This is a genomic window from Ferdinandcohnia sp. SAFN-114 (assembly GCF_059415045.1).
Map to the genome: position 1 here is coordinate 1 of NZ_JBPFDQ010000040.1, position 24,241 is coordinate 24,241.

Below are 24,241 nucleotides of genomic sequence, written 5' to 3' on the forward strand. Positions count from 1 at the left end.
ATTAAACAAAAAAATAGGCGATTTTGTGTTTTTAGGAATTAGCATTAATTTATTAAAGCACTACACTACATTTAAGTTGAAAACTTCACAATATCAGAAATACCCATACTAAAATCATATCAGAAGATAGTGATTTGTTGTTTTAATTTTACTTAATTATGGAAAATTTTTGTTGCGCAATTTAGTCTACTACGTAATATAAGAGTTAATCCACAATATGGCCCGATTGCTGAATAAAGATCAAGCTGTACTCTTCAATAAATGTTAGCAATAGGTAAGCGTTTGAGGTTAACTCCGGCCGTCTCAGGGTGAGGCACTATCAAAAAATTTGTCATAAAACCTTCTTGTTTTTTAATTTTCAGACATTATTAACTAAGAAAATAGAGAAGCAAAACTTCTCTATTTCTTAGTTACAATTATTCGATTCCGATTAATTATGAAATTCATTCCGGCTAATTATGAACAGATTCCGTTTAATTATGAAAAATTACATTAAATATTATTTTTCATAATCTTTCGGAATGCAGTGTTGTTAAATCAAGGTTATTAAAATTGGTATTTTTCATAATTATCCGGAATAGATATCTAATTTCTTCATCCAAATAAAGGATTATTCATAATTAATCGGAAAAATTTTTCTCCTAAAAACATATACTACTGTATAATAAATTTGAAATGGAAAATTTTTAAATAATTACAATATATAGTATAATTATTATAAAAATAACTTAAAAATCAATCAATTAGGAGATATTATGCAATTTTCGGAACTGACAATAAGGTTATTATTAATTTTTTTTCCTGGTATTCTTGCTGCATTAATAATTGATAGTTTAACAGTCCATCGAGGACGCGAATTCAAAGTATTTATATTAAATTCTTTTATAGTAGGGCTTGCGTCATATTTTGTATTATATATATTAATTGGGATAAACAACCTGATTGTTAAACTAAATGGTTATGAACCAACTTGGAAAGTAAGCTTTTTTAATTCTTTAATTGATAAAACGTCAACCATTAATATAAAAGAAGTAATTGTAGCTATTTTTATTGCTATAGTTCTTGCATTCATAATTTCAACTGCAATAAATTATAAAATACTTCATAGATTGGCAAAAAAACTCAAAATCACAAAAAAATTTGGGCAGTTAGACGTATGGTCATATGTTTTTGACTCACCAGATATAGAGTGGATTATAGTAAGAGATATAGACAATGACTTATTGTACCAAGGATGGGTTGAAGCCTTTTCAGATACTTATGACAAAAATGAACTTTTCCTTAGAGAAGTTTTTGTATATAGAAATTCTACTTCAGAAGAGCTATATTTTATGGAAGGTGTTTATATTACAAAGGATTCAAATAATTTAATTCTGGAATTTCCTAAATTACTAAACCATGAAGAGGAGAAATAATTGATGAGTGAAAACAAAAGATTAAATGAAGGAACCACTAAAAAGGGAGGGTTGAACCCTAAACCTTCGACACCTAGACCACCTGCACCACCTGCACAAAAACCACCGACACCAAATAGCATTAAGAGGTAACAATAAAGAGCGAAGAAGATGTGCTTCTTCGTTCTTTATATTCTATTGGCATTGGTAAGTTTCCAGTAATGGTAGCCAGTAGCCGTTAATCTACATGCCTTATAATTCATTGCTGCATAATACATATGCTCTTCATCAACTGGTACAACAAGACCCACCTTTACCATCTTTTGTAGGTTTCCAAAAATCTCTACATTATCCGAATTTGGATTTTCAGAAGTAGGTTCAAACGATGGATCTAATTTAAAATACTCCTCAGGACTAGGGAAATATTCTTTTATTTTTCTCAAAATATCCAATGGAATTGGGGGGACGACTTTTCGTAATGATGTAAAAGTTGAAACATTTGTTTTGAATACTGGTCTTTGGTCCCAAGCCCCGAGCGCCCTATCAATATACGAATAAACACTACCTGGTGTTATGTCTCCCCTTAAATCAGCAGCCCCCCCATGCAATGCTTCAACTAATAGTGATGAAAAAATTCCTGAACCATTAAATTCCATAGCAGACTCATCTTCTTTACTAGCAGTAAGTACTGTCAATCCGTCACAAATTGAGGTTAAATTGCTTTGGTTTTGAATTGAAGGTGTTCCAAATACACCAGAATTACAGCAGTCTAAGATTATTATTTTATTTTTTGCTTTTGATCTATTAGCTATTACTAAAATTTCATCCATGGATACTCCTTCATCTTCTTCGGAATAGTCAGTGGTTACAATATAACCTCCTGTTGAAGTAACCGTTCCATGCCCTGAAAAATACATCAATGCAATCTCGTTATCTCCTTCAAATAGTGCTTTAATATTTCTTTTTAGTTCACCCTTGGTACATCTATCTGTTATAAGCATTACATCAAAATTGGGTGACCCATCACTATTTCTTTGAAGAACATTGGAAACACTGTACGCATCATTTACACAACCTTCTAACGGAGCATCAGGGTAATCATTTAATCCAACGATAAGTGCTTTTCTCATTATTATCACCAACCCTATGATAAATCTTTAATTGCATCAATTATGGATTTCGAATTCCATTTTACAATTTTATCAGCACTATCTTTTACAATCTTAGATGTTCTTTCTGAAGCCCAAGGCTCCACTGAAATAATTGGTTTAGGGATAAAAAATTCACTTTTTGCTATGGTAATTTCTTTATTTATCCATTTACTATATGTGGAATAAACCCCCGCTAACATGATTACAACACTACTTGGACTAATCTGTCTTTTAATGGCTTCATAAAGTTCCCTATCAGTCCTAGCATTATGAATTGGGTCATTTTTCGGGACAGAGTAATTCCTATATGAGAAAGTTGAATCAGAATTTAATAGATTGATAAATTTTTCGTAAGCATCAGAATAAGTCCATGAGTGACTGATAAATAGGTTATATATTTTTTTCACTCAATATTCCCCCTTTTTAAATAATTCTTTCTATAGATACTTTAACATAAATATCCAAATAAAAGATAAAAACAATATTTTACCTTGCCTAAAATTAATTAAAGCACTTCCTCACCCAATCAAATAAGGGATGTGAAATTTTATAAAAAATCACTATTGCAATTGCAATAGTGTTATCCTATGTTTTTAGCTAATTTTTTGTTTTTATTTTGTTCTAATTCAAATGCATCAAATAAATTAAATTTATCGTTTGTAAAAGGATTTGTGACAAAGGGTCTTTTTGAATTTTTTATTCTCCTAAATGCCTCATATAAGTGATTTTCGTCAATTGAATCACTTCCACTTTTGGCAGCGAAAGCTGTAGCTTCAACTAGGATTTTATTAACATAATACGGATTTCCATTAGTAGCATAAAACATCTTATCGGACAATTTCTTATCTGCAAGGTATGTTCTATTGTAAAAAGGAAGATCTTCGTCTACAGCCTTTAAGAATGTTCTAAATTCGATTTGTTCTTCTTTTGTTATATATTGGAATCCGTATATTTCTTCTTTATCAAGAAACCTTCTGTCTAACTGTTCATTATGTTCAAAGATTCTTTTCGATTCTGGCATCCCACATAAAATAATTGGAACATTAGCGTCATCACTAAACTTCTTTATCCATTCAGATGCTTTCCTCAATACAGTTCTTGTATCACGATCAATTAAATGTTGAAACTCATCGATAATAATTAATTCAACTTTACATACTTTAATAAAATGTAGAAGTCTATCGGTTTGAGAAATTTCCGTACCCTTGTCATATGCAGGGTCCCCAAGAGAACTTAATAGACTAGATGCAACCGATTTTGGGGTTGCTCCAACAGGGACCTTATTATAAAGTATTGGTACAATTGTAATCCCATCTATAATCTCTCGTTGAAATCGTTCAGTATACTCTTCTAATACAGTGGATTTTCCTACACCCGTTTCACCGTATAAGAATAACGTTTCTGCTTGTAAGGAACCACTAGAATAAAAATGTAATTCTTCTATCCTGTTCATAATTTTTTGATATCTGGGATGTGAGACTATTATAGATTTTGTATGTTCTCTCCTACTTTTCACTTCAACAGGACTTGCAGGAAACCCATTTAATTTTGCAAATTTCTTATTTTCGCTCACATTACCCCACCTTTGGGCTAGTTTTTGTTTTTGTTTCCCAACTTGGTAGATCTTCAATATCAGTAATTTCATAATCCATATAAGAAATATCCTTATCCTGACTTTCATTTTTAGAATCATCTTTTTTATTCTTTGTATTTTTCGTTGGCTGTTCATTTTCTAAAATCGTTATATCATCATTACCCAAAGGTATATTCACATTTGTTTCTGTTTTTAAAACAGTTTCGGTAATGAATGAAGAACTTACTGTTTCATTTGGTTCATGACCTTTCTTCCATTTTGCTACTATTTTTTCATCTTGATCCTGAATAAGTTTTATACTTCTTTTAGAAATAGCTCGACTACGTGGGTTGAAAGTTTTTTTAATTTCTGACTTTCTTTTTGAATCTAATTCAAGCGTTACATAAGGAACTGGCAATGTCATATCTATCTTCTTTCTCTTGAATCCGGTTTCATCTGCAATTATATATCGATTGTTAAACGTGTTATAAACATAAACTTTCCTCATATCACTTAAATCAAATCTTACCCTTACTTTTTCATCTTTTCTGTTGTATTTCTCTAATTCATTCTTTAATTGCATTAGTTCCTTACTTTGATAATACTCGTTTTCAATGACAACTCCAGTTTGCTGAATTTTCCTTAGTTCCGAACCACCCATAAGCATAATCTTTAGCGAATCTATACTTCTAGGGAGCTGCAATTCTAATCTTGAATTTGATGCTATGCCTTCTTTCCAAATATTATGAGGAGAATTACCTCTTCTTGTATGATACTTATGTGAAACCATATCAACTATTGCAATATGTGCCATGTAGATAAAGCCTTGTATTGTGATACAAGCTTTTCCCATAGAGTCATATCTACCTTTTTCCATAATATTAGATAATGTCGTTCCCTTTAAATCATGAATAAACTTTGTATTTAATTCTCTGAATGCCCTTTCAATAGTACCTTTCTGGTACCCAGAATCAATGGTGCAAAATTGAACCTCCTTCACCCCTACCTGATAACACGCTTCTTCAAATTCATATGAATCATTAACAGTCGAATTATCAACAACAATTGTATGAGGAATTCCATGTGCAACCCACTTGTTTTGAACAAGTGAATATAGGTCTTCAATATAGGTTTTAGGCATTATGACATGAATTAAACATTGCTTTAAGGCATTGCTATCAACTGGATTAAATGTAATAAAAAATCCTAATGGTTCACCAGAATACTTATCAATAGCATATATTAGATTTGGTCTTTTAGGTTTTAAATCTGTTGGATCTATTAACATTACGTCCACAGTTGTCCAATCTATTTCTACTCGTTGTAATGGACGTGTAGCTAATACTTCTTCCTTGGCCCCATCTCTTTTTAATTTTGCTAAAACTGTTCCATACTTTTCTTTGTCTAATCTATATATATCAATTAGTTCCTCTTTTCTTCTTCTCACTGTCGCTGGAGATATATATTCTAGTTTTTCATTTGCCTCTACTGCCTCTTTATTCTCCTCATCTATTAAACAGGTTAATTCAGAATGTATATCTTCTAATGTAACCTTTCCATCACTATATACACAATTCTCAATTGCTTCATTTAATAATTTTAAAACCCGTTTCTTTGTTCTAGAGCCTTTAGGTCCTGGTTTTTTTGGAACTAGCGAACGTATATCTTCATTTCTTTCCCAGTCTTTTTTCCAGTCATAAAAAGTAGATTTACCAACCTTACGTTCTAATGATTTTAAATACTCATTTATTTCACTTGGTAATACTTCTCCCTTTATTACCGGTTCTAAAATTCTAAAACGTTCTAATGCTTCACTTTTTGATGACTCATCTAGGTCGTCTAAATTATGTATTATTAAGAGATTTTCATTTTCCTTCTCATTATTTACCCTAAAGAGCAATGAACCATTCCACCATAAATTAAGCAATTCCTGTTTTCGAATAATCTCTATCTTCTTATAATTCAAATTTTCTACTTCATAATCTAATTCCAAATCACGACGAACCATATATTCTTTATCATTTATCATAAACTTAGTACCAACTTCAAAATAATAACCAGCCATATCTATCCTTGCATCCTTTCAACAATGATATTTTCATTTATTTCATTATTAACTAGGTCAGTATAAATTTCTTTAGTATAAATTAAATAATAAAGATTACACTCAAAAACTGCTTCATCAATATCATTACATGCTAGTTTTAATTGATGAATGGATGCTTTTTCGCCCAATTCAATTAATTTTCTACGTATTTCATTCATTACTCTTTTACTAATTGAATCCTCACGTACCTCAGAAAGTATATCTAGATTTTCAATTAAATAACCTTGTCTAATATCTTCTTCCGTCACAACAACGTACTTCATGTTATTTTCCGAACAATATTTCTGCCCCACTTGAAACTTAAGTACATTTTGTTCATTTTTACTTTTTTCAAATGCTTTAACTTCAAAAATATAGTCTTTATAATCATTTTTCCGAACTAGGAAATCAGGATAATATTTTCGCTTTTTTCCTTTGTATGCAAAATCTATTCTAACTGGTTGAAACTCAAAATATATAACGGTCGGGTCAAAGTCTAATAGCTTAATGAAATCTCTTTCTAAAGTGCTTTCCCAAGGAATCATTCTACGCATTTTTGTGCTACGGTGTTTTCCTCTTATGCTTAATTTATTGCTCGCTTTAATTTTTCTTGAACCATTCATTTCCAATTCTCCTTACATAGTTTATTTATACAAGGCAAAACTAGGAAAAAATAATAGGTGGTAATATCATGCTTATATATCCTAAGCCTTATGCACATGAAACATTACTTAGCTTTGTTTATCGGGTTGCTCAACAAAATTTAATGGATCCCAGCTGGATTTTTCACATTCTTGAGAACCGCTATTCGATTAAACTTATCAAAAATATGGTTAATTGGCTTAATGGTGAAGAACTGGAGGCCTTAGCTAACTTTTTAAGGTTACCTATTGAACAAGCAAAAGCATTATCAATTTCTTTTGATCTTGAAAGGATTGGACTAGGAGTATGGAATGTTAAGAAAAATCCATGGTTTTTGTATGATAAAACTAGATTTTGTCCTATTTGTCTTGATGAGGATAGTTTTCAAAGGAAAATTTGGATCAGCAGCCATTCAATTATATGTTTGGAACATAAGAGATTTTTAATAGACAAATGCACAAATTGTCATAATATTATAAATACTAGAGACATTATACAAAATATTTGCCCAAAATGTAACAAATTTCTTTCATTTTCACAAAATAACTTCGTAAAAAATAATAGTCTTATTCAATACCAAAAATTATTAAATAATATCTACTTAAAAAATAGTTTTGAATATGAGCATTCATGGATTAATAATTCAGCTACTTTTCTAAACGCATTAGATTTTTTATCTATTTGGGCTGCAAAGCTTGTTAAACCTGATAACCTCTCTATTCATGATAGTAATATCTTCTATAAAGGGAGTATATTGGAAAGAAATCATTTGAAAAACTACAGAACACTTGAACAGTCAATTTGTATATATAACTTCGTATTCAACATCATTAAGAACTGGCCAACAGCTTTCTATCAATTTCTTGAAATGGCAGAAGAAAATAATGAACAGGCCTTCTTTAGCTTCTTAAAATATGGAATAACAAAATTGATAGGAACTGATTTGTGGCCAATTTCAAAGGAAGTTACAAATTTCATTTCTAAGAACAGGATTAAATTAAAAGGTGATCAATTTATCAGGTCGGACGAGATAAAATATATAAATACTAAATTTAACGGTGGAATTATTTATTCAGAAGTTATTAATTCAGAACCATATTTTTATAAGGGCTTAAAGTTCAACATAATCGAAAAAAGTGAGGTCGATAAACTCCTAGATGAATTTGAGAATAGTTATACGAAAGAGGAAATAATGACCCATTGGGGATTAAGTTCTAAGGCAGCATTTAATATCTTGAATAGTAACCTAATCGAGGGAACTCATTGTTATAAAATTGGTTCTGCGAGTACTTGGATAATACCAATTAAGTCAATAAATAGCATTGAGTCAAAGCTGGAAGAAAGTGATAGCCAACATGTAAAATTGCCAATATCTTTAGGCAACTCATTTCAATGGGCTGGTCCACACCATGCAGCATTAATCTTAAGAGGAATGCTATCGGGCAAAATTAAATTTAAATTGAACGGACCAAAACTAACCAATACGTTAATAGATAAGCGAGATTGTTATTTTTACTTAAAAGAAATTATTATTAATCAAAGCTTTAATAGCGGATCAATAAACATTCGGGATATAATTTTCATCTTAGGAATAAAGAAATCAGATGTAATATATTGGCTAGAAACTGGACGATTAGGTGAATTCAGCAATACTACTGATTATGTTTACCTACCAGTTAACAACTTTCTAACATTTTTAAATCATTATATAACAACTTTCGAATTATCAATTGAATTGAATCTTCATACAAAAAAAATTCTCAAACAGCATAGTATGGGGAATTTGAATTCAATATCGGGGCCGGAATTAAATGATGGTAAAAGGTTATTGTTTTATAGAAAAGATATAAATTACAAAATTTTTAATAGACTACACTCTTTCTAAATGTATATCCATTTTTTTACAATAGCATTCTCATTCTTTCCTTTATTATAGCTAAAGTCGAAAGTATTCAGATTTTATCAACAAATTACAAATATTCGTTTACTTTTTCTCAGCCTTGCTATATTATGTATTTAAATGCATTTATACTATATTCAGCTCCAATTTAAAGTAATTAAGTTGAATAGTTTAAAGACAAAACATAAAAATAAGAAAAATAGTTTAAAGACAAGAAAAATGAAAAGAAGTTAATTTAAAGATAAAGAAATTGAAAAGAGATAGCTAAAAGAGAATAGACATTGAAAAAAGAAAAAGAGTTTAGAGCAAAAATTAATGAATCGTATGGAATATAATTTTAAGTTGAATAGTTTTGGAAACTAAATAATCAAAAAAATATAGAGCTGACTATAAAAAAGTTTGTATAAGCGCTTATACTCCCGTACTAATTTATAGGGGGGTTTTGCAAATGAAAAGTGAAGTTCTTTCTCTAGTTCTTCAAGGCATGACTTTCGTTGTCATTCTATTTACTGCAATAATCGCACTAATAGCTTTAACTAAATAAATGATGTGAAGTTAGACAAAGGGATTCCGGACCCCTTTGTCTTTCTTGTTTTAAGTTCGATTTTTAAATGGTTTTTAAATACAATAATAAGGACTTGGAAAGAAAACTAAATATTTATACTCAAGTTCCTAATTTCCTTATTCAACTAAAGCACCCTTTACTTTAAGTAGATTACTTCACAATCCTTTTCACCTCAAAAAACTCAATCCCTTAAATGTGTTGTCCATGCAAAAGTCGACTTCATATTAAAGAAAAGCGCACGATTGTGGAAGATTAACATTAAAGGGGCACAGTCTGGATAATGCGGATTTTCAACTATAAGTATTTTTTTGTTTTAAATACCTAATCAATTAGTTTATTTGTGTGACTTTAATTATAAACCAATTAATCGTTAGACTTAATCGTTAAGTTTCCTTTTGATAGCTTAATAGTAATATCAGATTTCTTTGCAATGTTCGGGTCATGAGTGACGACTATGACACACTTCCCTTCGTTATGTGCTAAGGTTTGCAGCAAATCCACGATTTCTTGAGCTGTATCCTCATCCAGGTTTCCCGTTGGTTCGTCAGCTACGATTAAATCAGCTTCACAGCATAAAGCTCGTGCAATGGATATACGCTGCTGCTGCCCCCCACTTAATGTCAAAACCTTTTGACGCGCTTGCTCTTCAGAGATTCCAACCCGCTGAAGCATGTCTAAGGCAAAATTCTTCTTGTTTTTTTGTCTCGAACCAGTAATCTCCATCGCCGTTAACACATTTTGCAAGGCTGTCATGTATGGGAGGAGATTATAAGATTGAAATACGATTGAAACAAATTTATTTCGAAACCTTGTTAGGCCGATTTTCTTTATATCTTTTCCTTCATACAGAACTGTTCCATCTTTTGGAATATCTAGTGCACTGGCAAGCGCGAGAAAAGTAGTCTTACCAGAACCGGAAGGGCCGATAATGGTATAAAAATTCCCTTTATGGAAGCTAACATTAATATTTTTAAGGATGTCATGTCTTTTATTTTCGTGTTTATACCAATAACTGATATTTTGAAATGCAAGCAGAGTAGTCATTTTTTATAACTCCTTACCTTATTTTTTGGAGATCTACTGCCTGGCTTACCTCATCACACCGGAACTTACTTTACAGTAAACCATTGGAAGCCAGACATTAGGTTTATTAATCCTCTTTTGTTAATATTGTTTTAGGCTGCAGCCGAAGGACGGATAAGGATGGCAAGAGTGCCGTAACAATTGCAATAAGTACTCCGATTATCATTAACAAACCTAAATCGTCTGCAGTAACTTGCACGTCAAGCTCATCAAGCATTTCTACTTGCTGGGTTTGGGCCTGTGAAGCCTGCATTCCTGGTCCAAATCCCATGCCTCTTCCTCTTCTAAAAGATTCAGGTGTATTCGTTTGTTCGGCCGATTCCATTTCCTGATTTAGCAACTGTTCTCCAAGTTGATTTGCTACGACATTTCCACTGGCTGTGGCGATTACAATGGATAGTACTGCGACCATCAAAATTTCGACAATAAATTGGCCGACAAGCTTCCATCTTTTTTCCCCTATTGCAAGCAGGACACCCATTTCATATTTTCTTTCCCGGATCGACATCATGACAATCAAACCTAAGATAATGGCTCCTGCAATGGAAACTAAATAAACGATATTATTCGAAAAACTGGCTACATTTTCAATTGGACCTACCATCTGTTGATACAGCTGATCATCTGCATCGAGATTAAATGTCTCAAAATCAATGCTGCTGTTTTCTTTTGCCTCATCAATAAAGCTCTGCATGTCAGCAGGATCATCAATATAGTAAATCGCACTGTCGATGGTTCCTTCATAATCGGAACCTTTGAATGCTGCTGCAACCGTATAAGGTACATATATCTTGTTATAAGGATTTAAGGCTGTGAAATTCATTGCCTGATCTGAACCTATTGAAGTAGTTTTATAGATACCAACAATCTCAAGGTCTAATGCGATTGAATTATCACTTGGATTTTTAACGGTTATCGTGTCACCGACCATTAAATCATTTTCCTCAGCCAATGTTTGTTCAATCATAGTTATATTCGTACCCATATCATCTTCTTTAATGTGGCTGCCTTCCACTATAGTCGAAGTACCATCCATAAATTCTGATACAGAATCGGTAAATACAACACCTTGCAGGCTTATATCCCCTTGAGCCATTCCTCCAGGCATACCTCTTACTAGCCCTTGGTTACTAGGAATTTCTTCTGAAGTCCCTGTTTCTGCTGTTTCATTTTCAATGGGTTCAAAACTGGAAGCTAGCCCTGTGGTTGCTGAATAAAAATTATAACCTTTGATTTGTCCGTATGATGTTAGTTCCTCGGCAGATTCAACAGGAATAGGAGTTACCTGAAACCGTGGCCGCTCTCCTCCAGATTGCTGGGCCATCATGTGTTCTCTTAATTTTTCTGTATCAACTTGAAGAGTGACATCTGCCCCTAGTTTTTGTCTTGCCAAATCTCCTGACTTTTCCGCAGCAGTCTGGATAGACAGGCCAGCAAGCACCAACACACATATAACCGAAAAAACAAAAATTTGCAGTAAGCTTTTGCCTTTTCGCGCATTTACACTTAATAAAGCACGTTTTAAAAAATTCATTTTTTTCTCCTTTTAATAGATTGATAAAGTTTATTTTCCTTTATTTCCAAAAAACATTTCCTTTAGAATTCCAAAAACTTCTCAATCTCATATTCTTCATATTTCTCATCCAGCCAGGCTATATATTCTGTTTCCATCTTTGAATCAAATAAGGTTGTTTTAATCTCCTCTTTTACATCCTCATAAACTGCTTCTTTGGCTTCGATTTTATCTACAACTTTGATCACATGGTAACCATATTCAGTCTGAACCGGCTCACTGATTTCCCCAACCCCTAAAGAGAATGCGGCATCTTCAAACTCCTGGACCATTTCTCCCCGGCTGAAAAAGCCAAGATCCCCTCCTATTTCACTGTTTGATTCATCTGTCGAATATTCAGCGGCTAACTCACCAAAGTCCTCACCAGCCTCCAGCTTTTCAAGGACCTCCTTGGCAGTTGTCTCATCCTCCACTAAAATATGGCTTGCCTGAACTTGTTCAGCTTGTGCATAACTATCTTTATTTTCTTCAAAATAAGCAGTCATCTCTTCCTCTGTAATTTCAATTCTAGGTTCGAGCAGCTTATTTGTTGCTAAATACATCTCGATATTTTTTTCAATTGTGGAGACATCTACCCCACTGCTAGCAAGGATTTCTTCGAATGCCTCTTCTCCGCCATAAGAGTCAGCATAGGCCTTCATTTCTTCTTCAAGCTCTTTCTGCGTTACCTCGATATTTTCCTTTTCCATTTCTAATGCAATGATTTTATCTGTTATTAACACGTCTAACGCATCCAACCCATATTGCGAAACGAGTAGCTCATGGAGATCCTTCTCACTGATCTTTTCTCCATTCACACTGGCAACTTGGTCCCCTGGCACGAAAAATAGCACTACTACTAGAATGACTGCTAAAATAGATCCTGTAACCCAATAGATTCGTTTCATTATTTTCTCCTTTATTCGTTTGCTGTTTGATTACTAGTTAATGTGAGTACCTGCAATTCGGTAAGTGTTAATGCCGAGCAAATGACACCTGCAGTTACTGTTGTTAAATAGCCTTTCAACTTTGACTTTTGTCCAGATTTCGTTATAGTCCGGTTTTTATCATTAAATAGATCTTGTCCCATAAATGTCCTCCTTTTTTGTTTTATATTACTCTCGGTTTAGCCCTGAAATATGGCTTTTATATGCCTTACAAATCATACTTTAAAAGCTAAATGTGTCAGGAAGATGTCAAAGAAATCTACCTAAGCCTTTTTTATCTACAGTAATAGACTATTTTTTTCGCACAAAAAAACTACTGACCGAAATCAGTAGTTTTATCACTTTATCATTTTGGCAATACAATTCTAAAAGTTGTTCCAGCTGGAGAGCTATCGATTAACATCAGATTGCCATCAAGTGATTGTGCAATCATCTTGCTAAATGGCAAACCAAGTCCTAGTCCTCTCACTTTATACTTTTTTCCTTGTCCTCGGAAAAACTTCTCAAAAATAAGGGCTTGCTCTTCTTTTGGAATTCCTCCCCCTGTATCCTTAATATCGATGGTTATTTGATTAGAGGTTTCCGTAAGAATTAAGTCAATTTTACCAGCACTTTCGATGGCAGCTTTGGCATTATTAAGAAGGTTCGTAATAATTTGCTGAAGACGTAGCGGATCTACGCTAATAACCTGCTGTTTAGCAAGCGTAGTTACGGATACCTCTATATTCGTGTCTCCCTGAACAAGTTTCCATTGATGTATAATATCAAGTAATAGCTCATTGATGTCATGCCTTTCCTTTGAAACTGGTATTGCATTTGCAGCAAATGAATTGAAAGCTAAAAGATCCTCCACCATCTTTTTCATTTTCGCCGTTTCATTTATGGATAGAGCTAAAAATTCTTTTGCATCTTCCCCTGTCACGACATCATCATTAAGTGCCTGTAGTAGCCCACTAATTGATGTGACCGGTGTTTTTAATTCATGCGTCACCCCCGCCAGCATTTCTGTACGGAGTGACTCCAGTTTTTGGAGGCGTTCTGTCATATCCTTGAAAGACTGAACAAGCTCAAATACTTCCTGCTCTTTAATATCATCAGGCAGATTAATATTATAATCTCCAGCTTGAACCTGTTTAGCAGCTCTTGCCACATCTTTAATCGGATTCGATAGCCTGCGAGATAGAAAATAAATCGCCGCCCAGCCCAGCAAGGCAAGACTAATGATCATAACTGCTAACTGCCGGTATTCTTGTTTTACCTGAGTTAAATTATCTTCTAATTCAAAAATAACAACCCATCCCAAAGTGACATCCTGTGACACGATCGGTGTCTTAACTACATAGAAATCTGTCTTCTCATCCTCTAATTTTAGTTTTAGAACATCCTCTTCCTCATCTAGAACAGCTGGAGGAAACTGCCGTAACAGCCGATTCCGCGGACGGTTGCTAGAGAGAATGGTACCAGACGCATCAATGATATAAATAGAAGGGTCACTTTCTATATTCATAAATCTTCCGCGGTCAGTTAAAAATCCCGGCACATCCCCTCTCGGAATCGGTCTTCCTTCACTTAAATTCACAAATCGATCCGCAATTTCCTCTGCCATCAGCCTTGTCATGTTTAATCGGTGCTCAAGCGTTGTATGCTTGATCCATGAAGCGGATATCACCGCTATAACGACAAGTCCAATACAGAGGGTGATTAAATAACGGCTTGTCCAATAGCGGAGCAGCGATATTCTTTTATTATTTTTGATAGACACAAAATTGATACCCCAATCCTCGAAGTGTTTTAATTTCTCCCTCTGAGAGAGGCCAATCCCGAAGCGATTTCCTTAGTCTTTTAATCGATAAATCAACCGCCCGGTCACTGCCCTCATACTCCCAACCCCACACATGCTCTATTAACTGGTCCCTTGTAAAAGTCTGATTCGGATTTTCTGCCAAAAACAAAAGCAAAGATAAGTCACGCGGCGTTAATTCAATTTCTCTACCATTAATTGTTACTCTATGAGAATTGAGATTGATTTGCAATTGTCCAAATTTTCTTGCTGGACCATCATCTATTTGTGCGCGTCTTAAAACTGCATTGACACGCGCCACCACCTCATCAGCTATAAATGGTTTTGGAATATAATCATCTGCACCTCCATTCAACCCGGTCAGCCGATAATGAACATCACCCAAGGCCGTTAGCATAATTACGGGACATGCACTTGTTTGGCGAATTTCTTTTAAAACCGCCCAGCCATCTTTACCAGGTAGCATCACATCTAATAAAACAAGCGCTGGTTTATGAAGGCAGAATTTTTCTATTGCTTCATTTCCTTCAAAAGCCTGTACCGTCTTGAAATTTGCTTTTTGCAAATAAACCTTCAGCACCTGGCTAATAGGAACTTCATCTTCAACAATTAAAATCGTTTTCACGGTCTCATCTCCCTGCATTAATAACTTAATACAGCAATTTAAACTGAATATATGATACTCTTACAACTGGCTAATGTCTATTATAATAGCATTGAAATAAGTCAGCTTGATGTCAGTGAAATAAAATCCTGCAAATAAATAGCTTACGATGTTCGGCCTCATAAAAAAACCGGGCAAAACCGTAGCGGTTTCAGATATCTATCATAAAACATAAAAATATAAATGAAATAGTCCATCAAATTGTAATTAATTTTGATGGACTATTTTGCTGGTTTATGCGGCATTGTGCTACTATTAGTGACTATATTAATATTCTAATTTGGGGTGCCACCAGCAAAATGCGTTTTGTTGGTGGCCAAAAACCAACGGTAAGCTACATTCGTTTCAATTTCCTTGATTGTTTGTCTCATTGAACGTATGCCAAATCATACTGAATAAATGTCCTTTTAATCAGAACAACCTGCATCAATACTTGAACGACCTAATGTTGAATAAAGGTTTTCAACCAATGGGTATATGAAGGAGAAATCAATTGCAGCTTCAAGCTTTCTCACATGGTGATCCTATGGTACGACTTGAATCATTTCCAATTGTTCTCTTTCTAAGCTATTGTTTCTCGACATATTTTCCAACCACCCTAATATTCTCTAATAACATTGTAAAATAAAAAGGACTGTAGGCAAACTCAAGAATTATCGAGTTTGTCCACAGTCTGAAAAGACCTTCTAAGGTCTTTATCTACTTTTTACAAGTAATTCAACTGCTTCTTTTACAAGTTCCTCTGTGCTTTCCCCTTTTTCATCCGCGTTACGTACACATGCAACCAAGTTAGAGCTAACCACTACTCCAATTGTTCGATCAATAGCTGTACGAGCTGCGGAAAGTTGAGTAATAACGTCTTTACAATCTTTATTTTCTTCCATCATTCGTAAAATACCGCGTAATTGTCCTTCGATACGTTTTATGCGGTTCCTTATTTTCTCATCGTAATCCATGTAAATTCCCCCCTTTGATCGTAGGTTTGATGATTCCCTATTTTACTGCTAATTCTTCGATAAATTTCTGAGAATCACTCACTGTATATCCAGTCACTTGGAATCCTTTGCGTCTTAAGATTCGGATAGCTACGTTTTTTTCAAGTCTATTTAAAGCCACAACATGAACCTTCTTATCTGGTATCTCATAACAATACCTTTCCAAATAGGCAACAGGAATATTAATAGATTTCTCGATTACATCTTTGTATGATATATTGTAGTCTCTTACATCTATGACCTCAACATCCGTAAAATTAATTTTTAATATATCTTCACAGTGTATACCAGCTACAGGGAAATACCTCTTATATAATTCCCATAGTATAAATAGTATCAAAAGTAAAAACAATATCAATAGCTTAACAACCCCTTAAGGCAATAAATTAAGGAAACACTGTAGAATTATTATATACCCATATGGGTATATTGTCAATCACCCAACTCACCTTGTGTTTAAAGTAGAAACTATTTTTTCAAAATATAAAAAACCCGCCGTTTAGGCGAGTCGAAAAAATTAAAATGCTATAAATCGATAACCGATACCTCTGACCGATTCAATGATTTCTCCGTCAGTTATGTGCACCTTAAACTTTTCGCGGAGTTTTAAAATATGAACGTCAATCGTTCGTTCCGAAACAATCTTATCATCGGTTGGATATAATTCATCCAAGATTTGGTGACGCGTCAATGTTTGGTTTGGGTGTCTCATCAGAAAGTAAAGAAGGCGGAATTCATGCAGAGTTAATGAAATCTCATGTCCTTGATATCTTACTTCTCCTTTTAATGGCTTTAGGACAATACCTCGATACGATATTTTACTACAACGATGGGCCGTTCTTCTTAAGACCGTTTCAACCCGTGCAATCAGCTCCTCATGACGGAAGGGCTTACGCATAAAGTCGTCAGCTCCTAATCGTAAAGCTTTAACAGTAGCCATTTCATCAGTAAGACCAGATACAACCATGAGTGGTATTTCACTTTTTTGTTCTTTTCTGATCCACTTACAAAGGTCATATCCACTTCTATCTGGTAAAAGGAGCTCACTGATACAAAAGCATGGGTCAAAGGTCAAAAAATAGTCTTTTGCTGTTTTATAAGAAGTAGCCTCAAGAACATCAAATCCTGCATCCTCTAATTGTTTCCTTATCGTATCTCGGATTTGTTCATCACTATCTACAATCAATATTGATTTTCCTCGTCTATTCAAAACTCTCACCACATTTATTCTACACTATTTATTAGCTCTGTCATCAATTCCTTATCCATTGGTCCAACGATTTTCTTACGAATAATTCCATTTGAATCTATAATATAGCTTGTTGGTATTGTATATGCTTGGTACGTATCCCCTCCGAGATCCCCTTCTTTATCCAAAGGAATTGGAAATGTTAATCCATATTCCTCAACGAACTTTCCTATTTCCGAAGTATCCTTCTCCAAAGTTGTTAGATTTACCGCAATTACTTCTACTCCATTTTTAGCTTGTTCCTCGTAAAAATCCTGCATATGGGGCATTTCTGCTTTACAAGGAGGACACCATGTTGCCCAAAAGTTTAAAATCACTTTTTTTCCAACCATATCTGAAAGTTTAAGTTGTTCCCCTTTTAATGTCTTTAATTCAAAATCCGGAGCTTTATTACCTTCTTCAATCCCTACCTCAATATCCTCTGATACCTCTTCTGTTTTCTTCGCTTTTTCCGCATCCGCTTTTGAAAATTGGGTATCATAAATTGCCCAACCTACCAGACCTACTAATCCTAAAATAATGATTATATTTCGTATCATATGTGATCACCTCTCATTAAAAAAATGTAAACGAAGGTAAATAGTCACTAAGGTTCTCAACCTCAGTTATATTTTCGAACAAGATTACTCCCTTCTGATGCTATATCTGTGATTTGATTTTATTTTTTATTTAGATAAAACCAAGAAATGAGAATTAAACTAATAAAAAACCATTGCTCCATGGTAAATAAAAATAGTCGAACACTTTGCGGTAATAAAGTAAGCTGTAAAATAACCATACTAAATAACCAAATGATCATCACATTTACTAGTCCATTCAGAGATGGCTTACGTATAAGAATGAACAGTAATAGAATAAAAGTGATAACCCCAAGTGCTACATGATAGAGTGTTTCAGTACCAAGAAGTATAGCTGCAAGCGTTTGATACCCACCCACTACTACTAAACTATAATTGAGAACAATCTGGATCATTTGATGTTCCGACAAGCTCATTTTCTTTAACTTATAAAATACAAATAAGATTGTTATTATAACCGCAATTAATAATCCGTCTGATCCACCAGTAAAGTATAAAAGTGAAAGAGGACTTTTTAGGACCAGCTGTGGCTCAAGTATTAGTAAGCTGGCTTTCCAGGAGACAAATCCGATAAAAATACCGTTTGACAGGATATCAAAAATCTTCTTTTGAGAATCCTTTTCATGAGTAACTTTTAACCATACTTTTATAAAAACAAGCCCTGCTATAATTGCTATTCCAAGAATGACCCATTTTAGTAGAATTGATAAAGAACCTATTTGAATAACTGCCATTCGTTTTTCCCCTTAATTTCATGGATTACAGGTTAACCGCATGTTCATTATACCATACCGGGTATATATAAATATACTCTAAGTTGGTTATTCAATTATTTGCTAAACCACGTATCTCAAATGTTTCGGTGACTTGAATTGAATCCTTAACAGATTGTATCATACTACAGTTTTTCCGAGTAACTTCTAACGATTTTTGAATTTGTTTTTCACTTATGTTCTTTCCGGTTACTATAAAATGAAGATTTATTTTGGTGACTCGGTTTGCTTCCTCGGGATTTCTATCGACGGTTGCTCTAACCCTTATAGAATCCACTTGTATTCGTTTCTTTTCCAGCACTTTAGTAAATATTCCAGAACTACAGCCTACTAATGAAGAAACAAGTAACTCAACAGGCCTTACTCCCTTGTGAGGATCTGCTGAGACATGTAACTCCTGATATTCGGTTTGTATACGGCATGAGCCATCTCTTACTTCGTATTCAAACAATTCGTTTCTACCTCCTGCATAGTGAAAACTTTATTTACACTATTATGGCATAGAATTATTAAGTTTCTGTTAAGAGGCTTTTGAAAAAAGTTCTAAACACTAATTATGGATGGTGGACCTCCAGTAGAAAAAGGTCCTTTTTCGGATAAATATGCTTTTATCACTTCAATTGCGTGTACATGTTTCGGTTGTTTTCTGTTGCTATATTGTTTAAAGAGCTGTTCTCCCGCACTAATAATGCGATAAACCTTCTCTGGGTTAAAGGGTTCACCATTAATCGCTAAATACTGAATACGATGTCCCTTTGGATTATAAGGCTTATATGTCATAAATAAGCCACTGGAACGTAAGACATAGCCTCCCTTTTGTTGAAACGGATCTGTCGAATATACTTGTTCAAGATTTTTTTCTAGTTCTTGAAAGATTTCATTACCTGTTAGCTCCAACGAAAAAATCTCCGGGTTGGTAGGGATGATTGTATGCAAATCATATAAAGATATGTTTCCTGGTGCGACAGGAGTACCGTATCTCCACCCGTGAGAAAATGAAAAATCTGCATCAAATGGGTAAAGATAAGAGTTTGTTATGAGCTTGTCCATCGGCGCTTCGTTTAGCGTCATTCTATGAAGCAATGTATCAGATTTTCCGACTATTTCTTCTTTCATAAACGAATAAGGCTCCATTACCTGTTGAATTAGGTAATTAATTTTGTCATTATCTTCAAATTGACTTACATCTAACGGAATAAATTTATGCGAGTAGTCTATAACTCTGTTCTTCTCACATGTTACTTCCAGTAATCCGAGAAAGGAACCACTAGCTCCCGATTGAAAGATAAGGGTTTCATTTTGAATGATTGGTTTTGTTATACGGTCATGACTGTGTCCACTCACAATCACATGGATACCACTAACCAATGATGCTAGTTTGTAATCAAGCGGTAATCCCATATGGCTTAAAAGGACTATGAGATCGACATTCTCCTTTTGTAAAGCTTCAACACACCTCTTAACCTCATCTACCCCAATTGAAAATTCTAAGCCAGCAGAAAAAGCCTCAGGCATCGTTACATCTACATATGGATAGGTTCTTCCAATTACACCAACAGTGACATCATTCACTTCTTTTACAATATAGGGTTCAAATAATGAGGTGACCCTCGTTTCCTTTATATGTACATTACATGCGAATGCAGGAAATGGCAGCTGCTTCACCAATTTTACAAGTTGATCTGGTTCATACGCGTAATCCCAATTGCCTGGAACAAATGCATCAATTTGCATCTCCTGTAAAAGCGGAAGGACCGCTTCGCCCCTCGACAAAACAAGTGGGGCAGTGCCGTGAAATAATTCTCCGCCGTCTAGGAACAAGACATTTTGGTTCCGTTTTAGTTCTTTCACAAATTGAAAAATCCTTGAAAAGCCACCTACCCTCCGGAGATGATAGTTGCTATTCCAAAAGAGCTCATTATGTTCCTCAAGATTTCCATGTGTATCATTCTGCTGAATAATTGTAAGTTTCTTTGCCATCATCCCAACTCCTCATAGTAATTGATTTATGAGTAGTATGAGCATCTTTAAAATCTATAGTAGAAAAATTTCCACAAACAAAAAAGGAGGGTGTGCTCCTCCTTTCTCGTTAAAATATTTTTTGTAGCAATATAATGACTCCTACCAGGAGCCAGACAAGAACACCAGGTCATATTGGCGGAATGCCCTTAACCTTTGAGTCCTTGTTTGTCTTAATTCCTCAAGTACCATTACCACAATTCTTGTTGGGCTTCTCCATTGTTTCACCCCATTTCAATTTTGGTACAACTACACGTTAAAAATGAACAAAAAGGTCAGCTGACACCGCTTCATTAAGGATCCACTTTATCGGAACCTGTTCAATCGAGTATAAAAAATTTGTATGATTTTGAATATCTAAATCAACAGCATACAATTTAACCCCCGAGTCTACTGCTATATCAAAGAGTTCGCGAATAGTTGGTGCGTTAAAATTCTTTAACGCTTTTGACAAATATTCAGTTCCATCAGAAACAACTGGAACAAACCCTTTATCAAGTAAATTAACACCTTTTCTTAAAAAAGCTAATGAAACATTAGCTCCTGAAGAAGCTGCGCCAACCGCAATATTCAATGGAGGATATGCCGATTCTAATTCATCATGTAAGACTAACACAACTACTTTTCGTTTTTTCATTAGAAGTCCCCCTTCAACAGCTCAAAACGGCATCTGCTTCATATGCTTTTTCTAGAAAAGTTACAACACCAGCTAATTCGGCTCCATCTATAAGTTCAAGACCATCTGCAATTAATACATTCATTTGACAACCAAATAATTTTATTCCTTTATCAACTGCATTTTGTAAAAGAATATCTAGATCAACATTATGATTCCTTTTTCTAACCTTTACATAATTCTTATCAAGAACTCTTGCACCATCAAGGTCAAAGAATATACTTACTTTATGCCCATTCTCGACCATGCGTAAAACTTCTTTTAAAACAAAGGGTACATTTGAACGTAATGATACAAAGAAAACAAAATTTCTCATAAAGATTACCCTTCCTTCTTTAAGCATATCGGTCTCTTTATTTTATAGAATATCCATCCAAATCTTCACTGCAGTTGCAGCGATTAAAATTGCAAGGATAATCTGTAAAACCTTTGTGTTCATCTTCTTCCCTGCATTTGCACCTAGTGGTGAAGCAATTAAGCTTGCTACAATCATAATAATGGCTGGAACATATTCAATTTGGCCTGTTGTTATTTTTCCTACAGTAGAACCAATGGATGAAATAAATGTAATCGCAAGTGAAGATGCGATTGTCATTCTGGTAGGAATTTTTAAGACAACGAGCATGATCGGTACAAGTAAAAATGCGCCGGCTGCTCCAACAATCCCAGCACCTAAACCTACAATAAAGGCAAGTACAGCAGCTAACCACTTATTAAAAGTAACTTGGTCAAATGGAACATCATCTACATTTTTTTTCGGAATGAACATCATAACAGCAGCAATTAACGCTAACACACCATAGACTACGTTAATTCCACCCTCTGACATAAATTTGGATCCAAATCCACCAACAAAACTACCTACTAAAATACTAATCCCCATATAGAGAATCAGTGTTTTATTTAAATACCCACCTTTACGATATGCCCAGACACCACCAATAGTTGCAAAAAATACTTGAACAGCACTGATTCCTGATACCTCATGAGCACTGAAAGCTGCTAAACCAAATAATGGTGGAATATATAATAGCATTGGATATTTAATGATAGATCCACCGATTCCTAACATTCCTGAGATATATGAACCAATAAAACCAATTAGAAAAATTGTAATGATAAATGTAAAATCCATTTATGTTTACCTCCTCTTGAGAAAAGGGAACCATATACGGTTCCCTTTTTTTGGTTGTTTACGCCTTTTTAATCCAGAACTTTAATACTTCATTATCTTCTTCGTGCTTTATTAGTTCATGACCACCAGACTTAGCCCAAGCTGTTAGGTCATTTATAGCACCTTTGTCAGTTGCATGAATTTCAAGGACTTGGCCTGATTCGATTTCATTCATTGCTTTTTTTGTTTTTACGATCGGCATTGGACATGCGAGTCCTTTTGCATCTAATACCTTTGCTATATTCATAAAAATAACTCCTCCTATCAATTAAGTTCGTAATTAGCGTACCGCACAACGGTTTGGTCCGATTTCCATTTCACGTTGTTTTTCTTCATCAGGAGAAATTTTCCCCATGTTTGTTTCACGGATTTCTTGATATGCATTTGGTTGTGGTGGTAGGTTTTTTGTTACGATTCTTCTAAATTCTGCTTCGTCCTTAATATTTAGACCATGGTTCTTCGCAAATAGTGTTCCTAGTTTTTCGGATACACTTCCATCTTCATTTAATTCGTCAATAATCATGAAGTGAGCAGGTAAAACCACTAGGTCATCAGACAATTCTTTATAACGGTTATAAAGAGTTTCTCTTAGATCTCCTACCCAATCCTGTGCTAAACCAGCAAGGTCCGGTCTACCGATTGAATCAATAAATAGAATATCACCAGAAAGTAAGAATTTTTCATCCACAACGAAAGAAGTAGATCCAATTGTGTGACCTGGAGAATACAATGCATGAATATTAATGGTTGTATGACCAATAGTCACATCTTGACCACCTTCTAGAGCAGCGTATTCAAACGTTACTTCTGTAGCATCTTTTGGTGGTAACCAGTAAGTTGCATTTGTAGCTTCTGCGATTTTTCTTCCTCCAGAAATATGATCAGCATGTAAGTGAGTATCAAATACATGTGTGATTTTTGCACCCTTGCTCTCAGCAAAATCAAGGAAGATATCAGTCATACGGGTTGCATCAATAATAGCTGCTTCACCATTTGATACAACCATGTAAGATAGACAGCCTTTTCCGATACGAACGAATTGATAGATTTCGCCACCATCTTTAAAGTCGCCCACTTTAACTGGCTCTAAATGTTCACTCCAAGCCTTCATACCACCTTTAAGGTAGGAAACAGCTAGCCCAGCTTCAGAAAGCATATCAGCTACCATGACAGATGAACCTTCTTTGGCACAAACTACTAAAATATCCTTATCTTTTGGTAGATTTTCAAGGATTTCCTCAACCCCGTCTAGTAATTCAAAGTACGGAATGTTTAAATAGTCGAAGTTTTCACCTTCAATTTTCCAATCGTTAAAATCACTTTCGTTACGAACGTCTAAGATAAACAATGATTCTTTAGCGAATACTTTTTTCGTAACATCTTTTGCAGTCATTACGTGAACAGCCATTTCCTTATTAC

Annotated in this window: 26 protein-coding genes and 1 pseudogene; 3 read left to right on the plus strand and 24 right to left on the minus strand. The window is 34.4% G+C overall.

Features of this window, described 5'->3' with window-relative positions; genetic code table 11:
• Positions 1–755: 755 nt before the first annotated feature.
• Complete coding sequence (locus tag ACR65M_RS13955; protein ID WP_440273607.1) at positions 756–1,415, plus strand: DUF6338 family protein; 660 nt, start codon at positions 756–758, stop codon at positions 1,413–1,415.
• A 3-nt stretch (positions 1,416–1,418) separates the two neighbouring features.
• Entirely contained in the window at positions 1,419–1,547 is a 129-nt protein-coding gene (locus ACR65M_RS13960) for a hypothetical protein (RefSeq protein ID WP_440273608.1), read from the plus strand.
• A 35-nt stretch (positions 1,548–1,582) separates the two neighbouring features.
• Here ACR65M_RS13960 and ACR65M_RS13965 read toward each other — a convergent pair whose 3' ends face one another.
• The 5 genes from ACR65M_RS13965 to ACR65M_RS13985 all read right to left on the minus strand — a co-directional run bounded on the left by ACR65M_RS13965 (position 1,583) and on the right by ACR65M_RS13985 (position 6,827).
• Positions 1,583–2,524, minus strand: a complete 942-nt coding sequence (locus ACR65M_RS13965; RefSeq protein ID WP_440273609.1) for a caspase family protein — start codon at positions 2,522–2,524, stop codon at positions 1,583–1,585.
• Between the two features lie 14 nt (positions 2,525–2,538).
• Positions 2,539–2,952 (minus strand): TIR domain-containing protein, encoded by a 414-nt coding sequence (locus ACR65M_RS13970; protein ID WP_440273610.1) that lies wholly within the window; start codon positions 2,950–2,952, stop codon positions 2,539–2,541.
• A gap of 173 nt (positions 2,953–3,125) precedes the next feature.
• A complete protein-coding gene (locus ACR65M_RS13975; protein WP_440273611.1) occupies positions 3,126–4,118 on the minus strand; it encodes a TniB family NTP-binding protein in 993 nt (330 codons plus the stop codon).
• Between the two features lies 1 nt (position 4,119).
• The gene (locus ACR65M_RS13980) at positions 4,120–6,183 is read right to left on the minus strand and encodes a TnsB C-terminal domain-containing protein (RefSeq protein ID WP_440273612.1); all 2,064 of its coding nucleotides are present in this window, start codon (positions 6,181–6,183) and stop codon (positions 4,120–4,122) included.
• 2 nt (positions 6,184–6,185) lie between these two features.
• Positions 6,186–6,827: a TnsA endonuclease N-terminal domain-containing protein gene (locus tag ACR65M_RS13985; RefSeq protein ID WP_440273613.1), complete on the minus strand. Its 642-nt coding sequence runs from the start codon at positions 6,825–6,827 to the stop codon at positions 6,186–6,188.
• 68 nt (positions 6,828–6,895) lie between these two features.
• Between ACR65M_RS13985 and ACR65M_RS13990 the strand changes: the two genes are divergently transcribed.
• Positions 6,896–8,731 carry a TniQ family protein gene (locus ACR65M_RS13990; protein WP_440273614.1) on the plus strand — a complete coding sequence of 612 codons (1,836 nt, stop codon included), beginning with the start codon at positions 6,896–6,898 and terminating at the stop codon, positions 8,729–8,731.
• Between the two features lie 943 nt (positions 8,732–9,674).
• On the opposite strand, the gene ACR65M_RS13995 is transcribed toward ACR65M_RS13990, so the two are convergent.
• The 19 genes and pseudogenes from ACR65M_RS13995 to ACR65M_RS14085 all read right to left on the minus strand — a co-directional run bounded on the left by ACR65M_RS13995 (position 9,675) and on the right by ACR65M_RS14085 (position 24,230).
• Positions 9,675–10,355: an ABC transporter ATP-binding protein gene (locus tag ACR65M_RS13995; RefSeq protein ID WP_440273615.1), complete on the minus strand. Its 681-nt coding sequence runs from the start codon at positions 10,353–10,355 to the stop codon at positions 9,675–9,677.
• Positions 10,356–10,461: 106 nt separating this feature from the next.
• Positions 10,462–11,928, minus strand: coding sequence for an ABC transporter permease (locus tag ACR65M_RS14000; protein ID WP_440273616.1), 1,467 nt, complete (start codon positions 11,926–11,928; stop codon positions 10,462–10,464).
• Positions 11,929–11,990: 62 nt separating this feature from the next.
• Positions 11,991–12,854, minus strand: coding sequence for a peptidylprolyl isomerase (locus ACR65M_RS14005; RefSeq protein ID WP_440273617.1), 864 nt, complete (start codon positions 12,852–12,854; stop codon positions 11,991–11,993).
• 11 nt (positions 12,855–12,865) lie between these two features.
• Entirely contained in the window at positions 12,866–13,036 is a 171-nt protein-coding gene (locus ACR65M_RS14010) for a hypothetical protein (protein ID WP_440273618.1), read from the minus strand.
• 203 nt (positions 13,037–13,239) lie between these two features.
• Positions 13,240–14,655, minus strand: coding sequence for a HAMP domain-containing sensor histidine kinase (locus tag ACR65M_RS14015; RefSeq protein WP_019155540.1), 1,416 nt, complete (start codon positions 14,653–14,655; stop codon positions 13,240–13,242).
• Entirely contained in the window at positions 14,639–15,319 is a 681-nt protein-coding gene (locus ACR65M_RS14020) for a response regulator transcription factor (protein WP_019155541.1), read from the minus strand. The genes ACR65M_RS14015 and ACR65M_RS14020 overlap by 17 nt, the downstream gene beginning before the upstream one ends.
• Before the next feature lie 356 nt (positions 15,320–15,675).
• Positions 15,676–15,942, minus strand: a pseudogene (locus tag ACR65M_RS14025) (transposase); the annotation flags it as partial.
• A 111-nt stretch (positions 15,943–16,053) separates the two neighbouring features.
• Positions 16,054–16,314 carry a metal-sensitive transcriptional regulator gene (locus tag ACR65M_RS14030; RefSeq protein ID WP_440273619.1) on the minus strand — a complete coding sequence of 87 codons (261 nt, stop codon included), beginning with the start codon at positions 16,312–16,314 and terminating at the stop codon, positions 16,054–16,056.
• 37 nt (positions 16,315–16,351) lie between these two features.
• Positions 16,352–16,711 (minus strand): rhodanese-like domain-containing protein, encoded by a 360-nt coding sequence (locus tag ACR65M_RS14035; protein ID WP_440273620.1) that lies wholly within the window; start codon positions 16,709–16,711, stop codon positions 16,352–16,354.
• A gap of 159 nt (positions 16,712–16,870) precedes the next feature.
• On the minus strand, positions 16,871–17,563 hold the full coding sequence (locus ACR65M_RS14040; RefSeq protein WP_440273621.1) for a response regulator transcription factor: 693 nt from the start codon (positions 17,561–17,563) through the stop codon (positions 16,871–16,873).
• Positions 17,564–17,577: 14 nt separating this feature from the next.
• Positions 17,578–18,141 carry a redoxin domain-containing protein gene (locus ACR65M_RS14045; protein WP_019155545.1) on the minus strand — a complete coding sequence of 188 codons (564 nt, stop codon included), beginning with the start codon at positions 18,139–18,141 and terminating at the stop codon, positions 17,578–17,580.
• Between the two features lie 119 nt (positions 18,142–18,260).
• Entirely contained in the window at positions 18,261–18,914 is a 654-nt protein-coding gene (locus ACR65M_RS14050) for a hypothetical protein (RefSeq protein WP_440273622.1), read from the minus strand.
• Between the two features lie 91 nt (positions 18,915–19,005).
• A complete protein-coding gene (locus ACR65M_RS14055) occupies positions 19,006–19,404 on the minus strand; it encodes an OsmC family protein (RefSeq protein ID WP_440273623.1) in 399 nt (132 codons plus the stop codon).
• 92 nt (positions 19,405–19,496) lie between these two features.
• Positions 19,497–20,933, minus strand: a complete 1,437-nt coding sequence (locus tag ACR65M_RS14060) for a bifunctional metallophosphatase/5'-nucleotidase (RefSeq protein ID WP_440273624.1) — start codon at positions 20,931–20,933, stop codon at positions 19,497–19,499.
• A 295-nt stretch (positions 20,934–21,228) separates the two neighbouring features.
• Positions 21,229–21,609 (minus strand): hypothetical protein, encoded by a 381-nt coding sequence (locus tag ACR65M_RS14065; RefSeq protein ID WP_019155549.1) that lies wholly within the window; start codon positions 21,607–21,609, stop codon positions 21,229–21,231.
• Between the two features lie 13 nt (positions 21,610–21,622).
• Positions 21,623–21,964 (minus strand): DsrE/DsrF/DrsH-like family protein, encoded by a 342-nt coding sequence (locus tag ACR65M_RS14070; RefSeq protein ID WP_440273625.1) that lies wholly within the window; start codon positions 21,962–21,964, stop codon positions 21,623–21,625.
• A 42-nt stretch (positions 21,965–22,006) separates the two neighbouring features.
• Positions 22,007–22,783 carry a sulfite exporter TauE/SafE family protein gene (locus tag ACR65M_RS14075; protein ID WP_019155551.1) on the minus strand — a complete coding sequence of 259 codons (777 nt, stop codon included), beginning with the start codon at positions 22,781–22,783 and terminating at the stop codon, positions 22,007–22,009.
• A 58-nt stretch (positions 22,784–22,841) separates the two neighbouring features.
• Positions 22,842–23,069, minus strand: coding sequence for a sulfurtransferase TusA family protein (locus ACR65M_RS14080; protein WP_019155552.1), 228 nt, complete (start codon positions 23,067–23,069; stop codon positions 22,842–22,844).
• A gap of 33 nt (positions 23,070–23,102) precedes the next feature.
• Positions 23,103–24,230, minus strand: a complete 1,128-nt coding sequence (locus tag ACR65M_RS14085; RefSeq protein ID WP_440273626.1) for an MBL fold metallo-hydrolase — start codon at positions 24,228–24,230, stop codon at positions 23,103–23,105.
• Positions 24,231–24,241 lie beyond the last annotated feature (11 nt).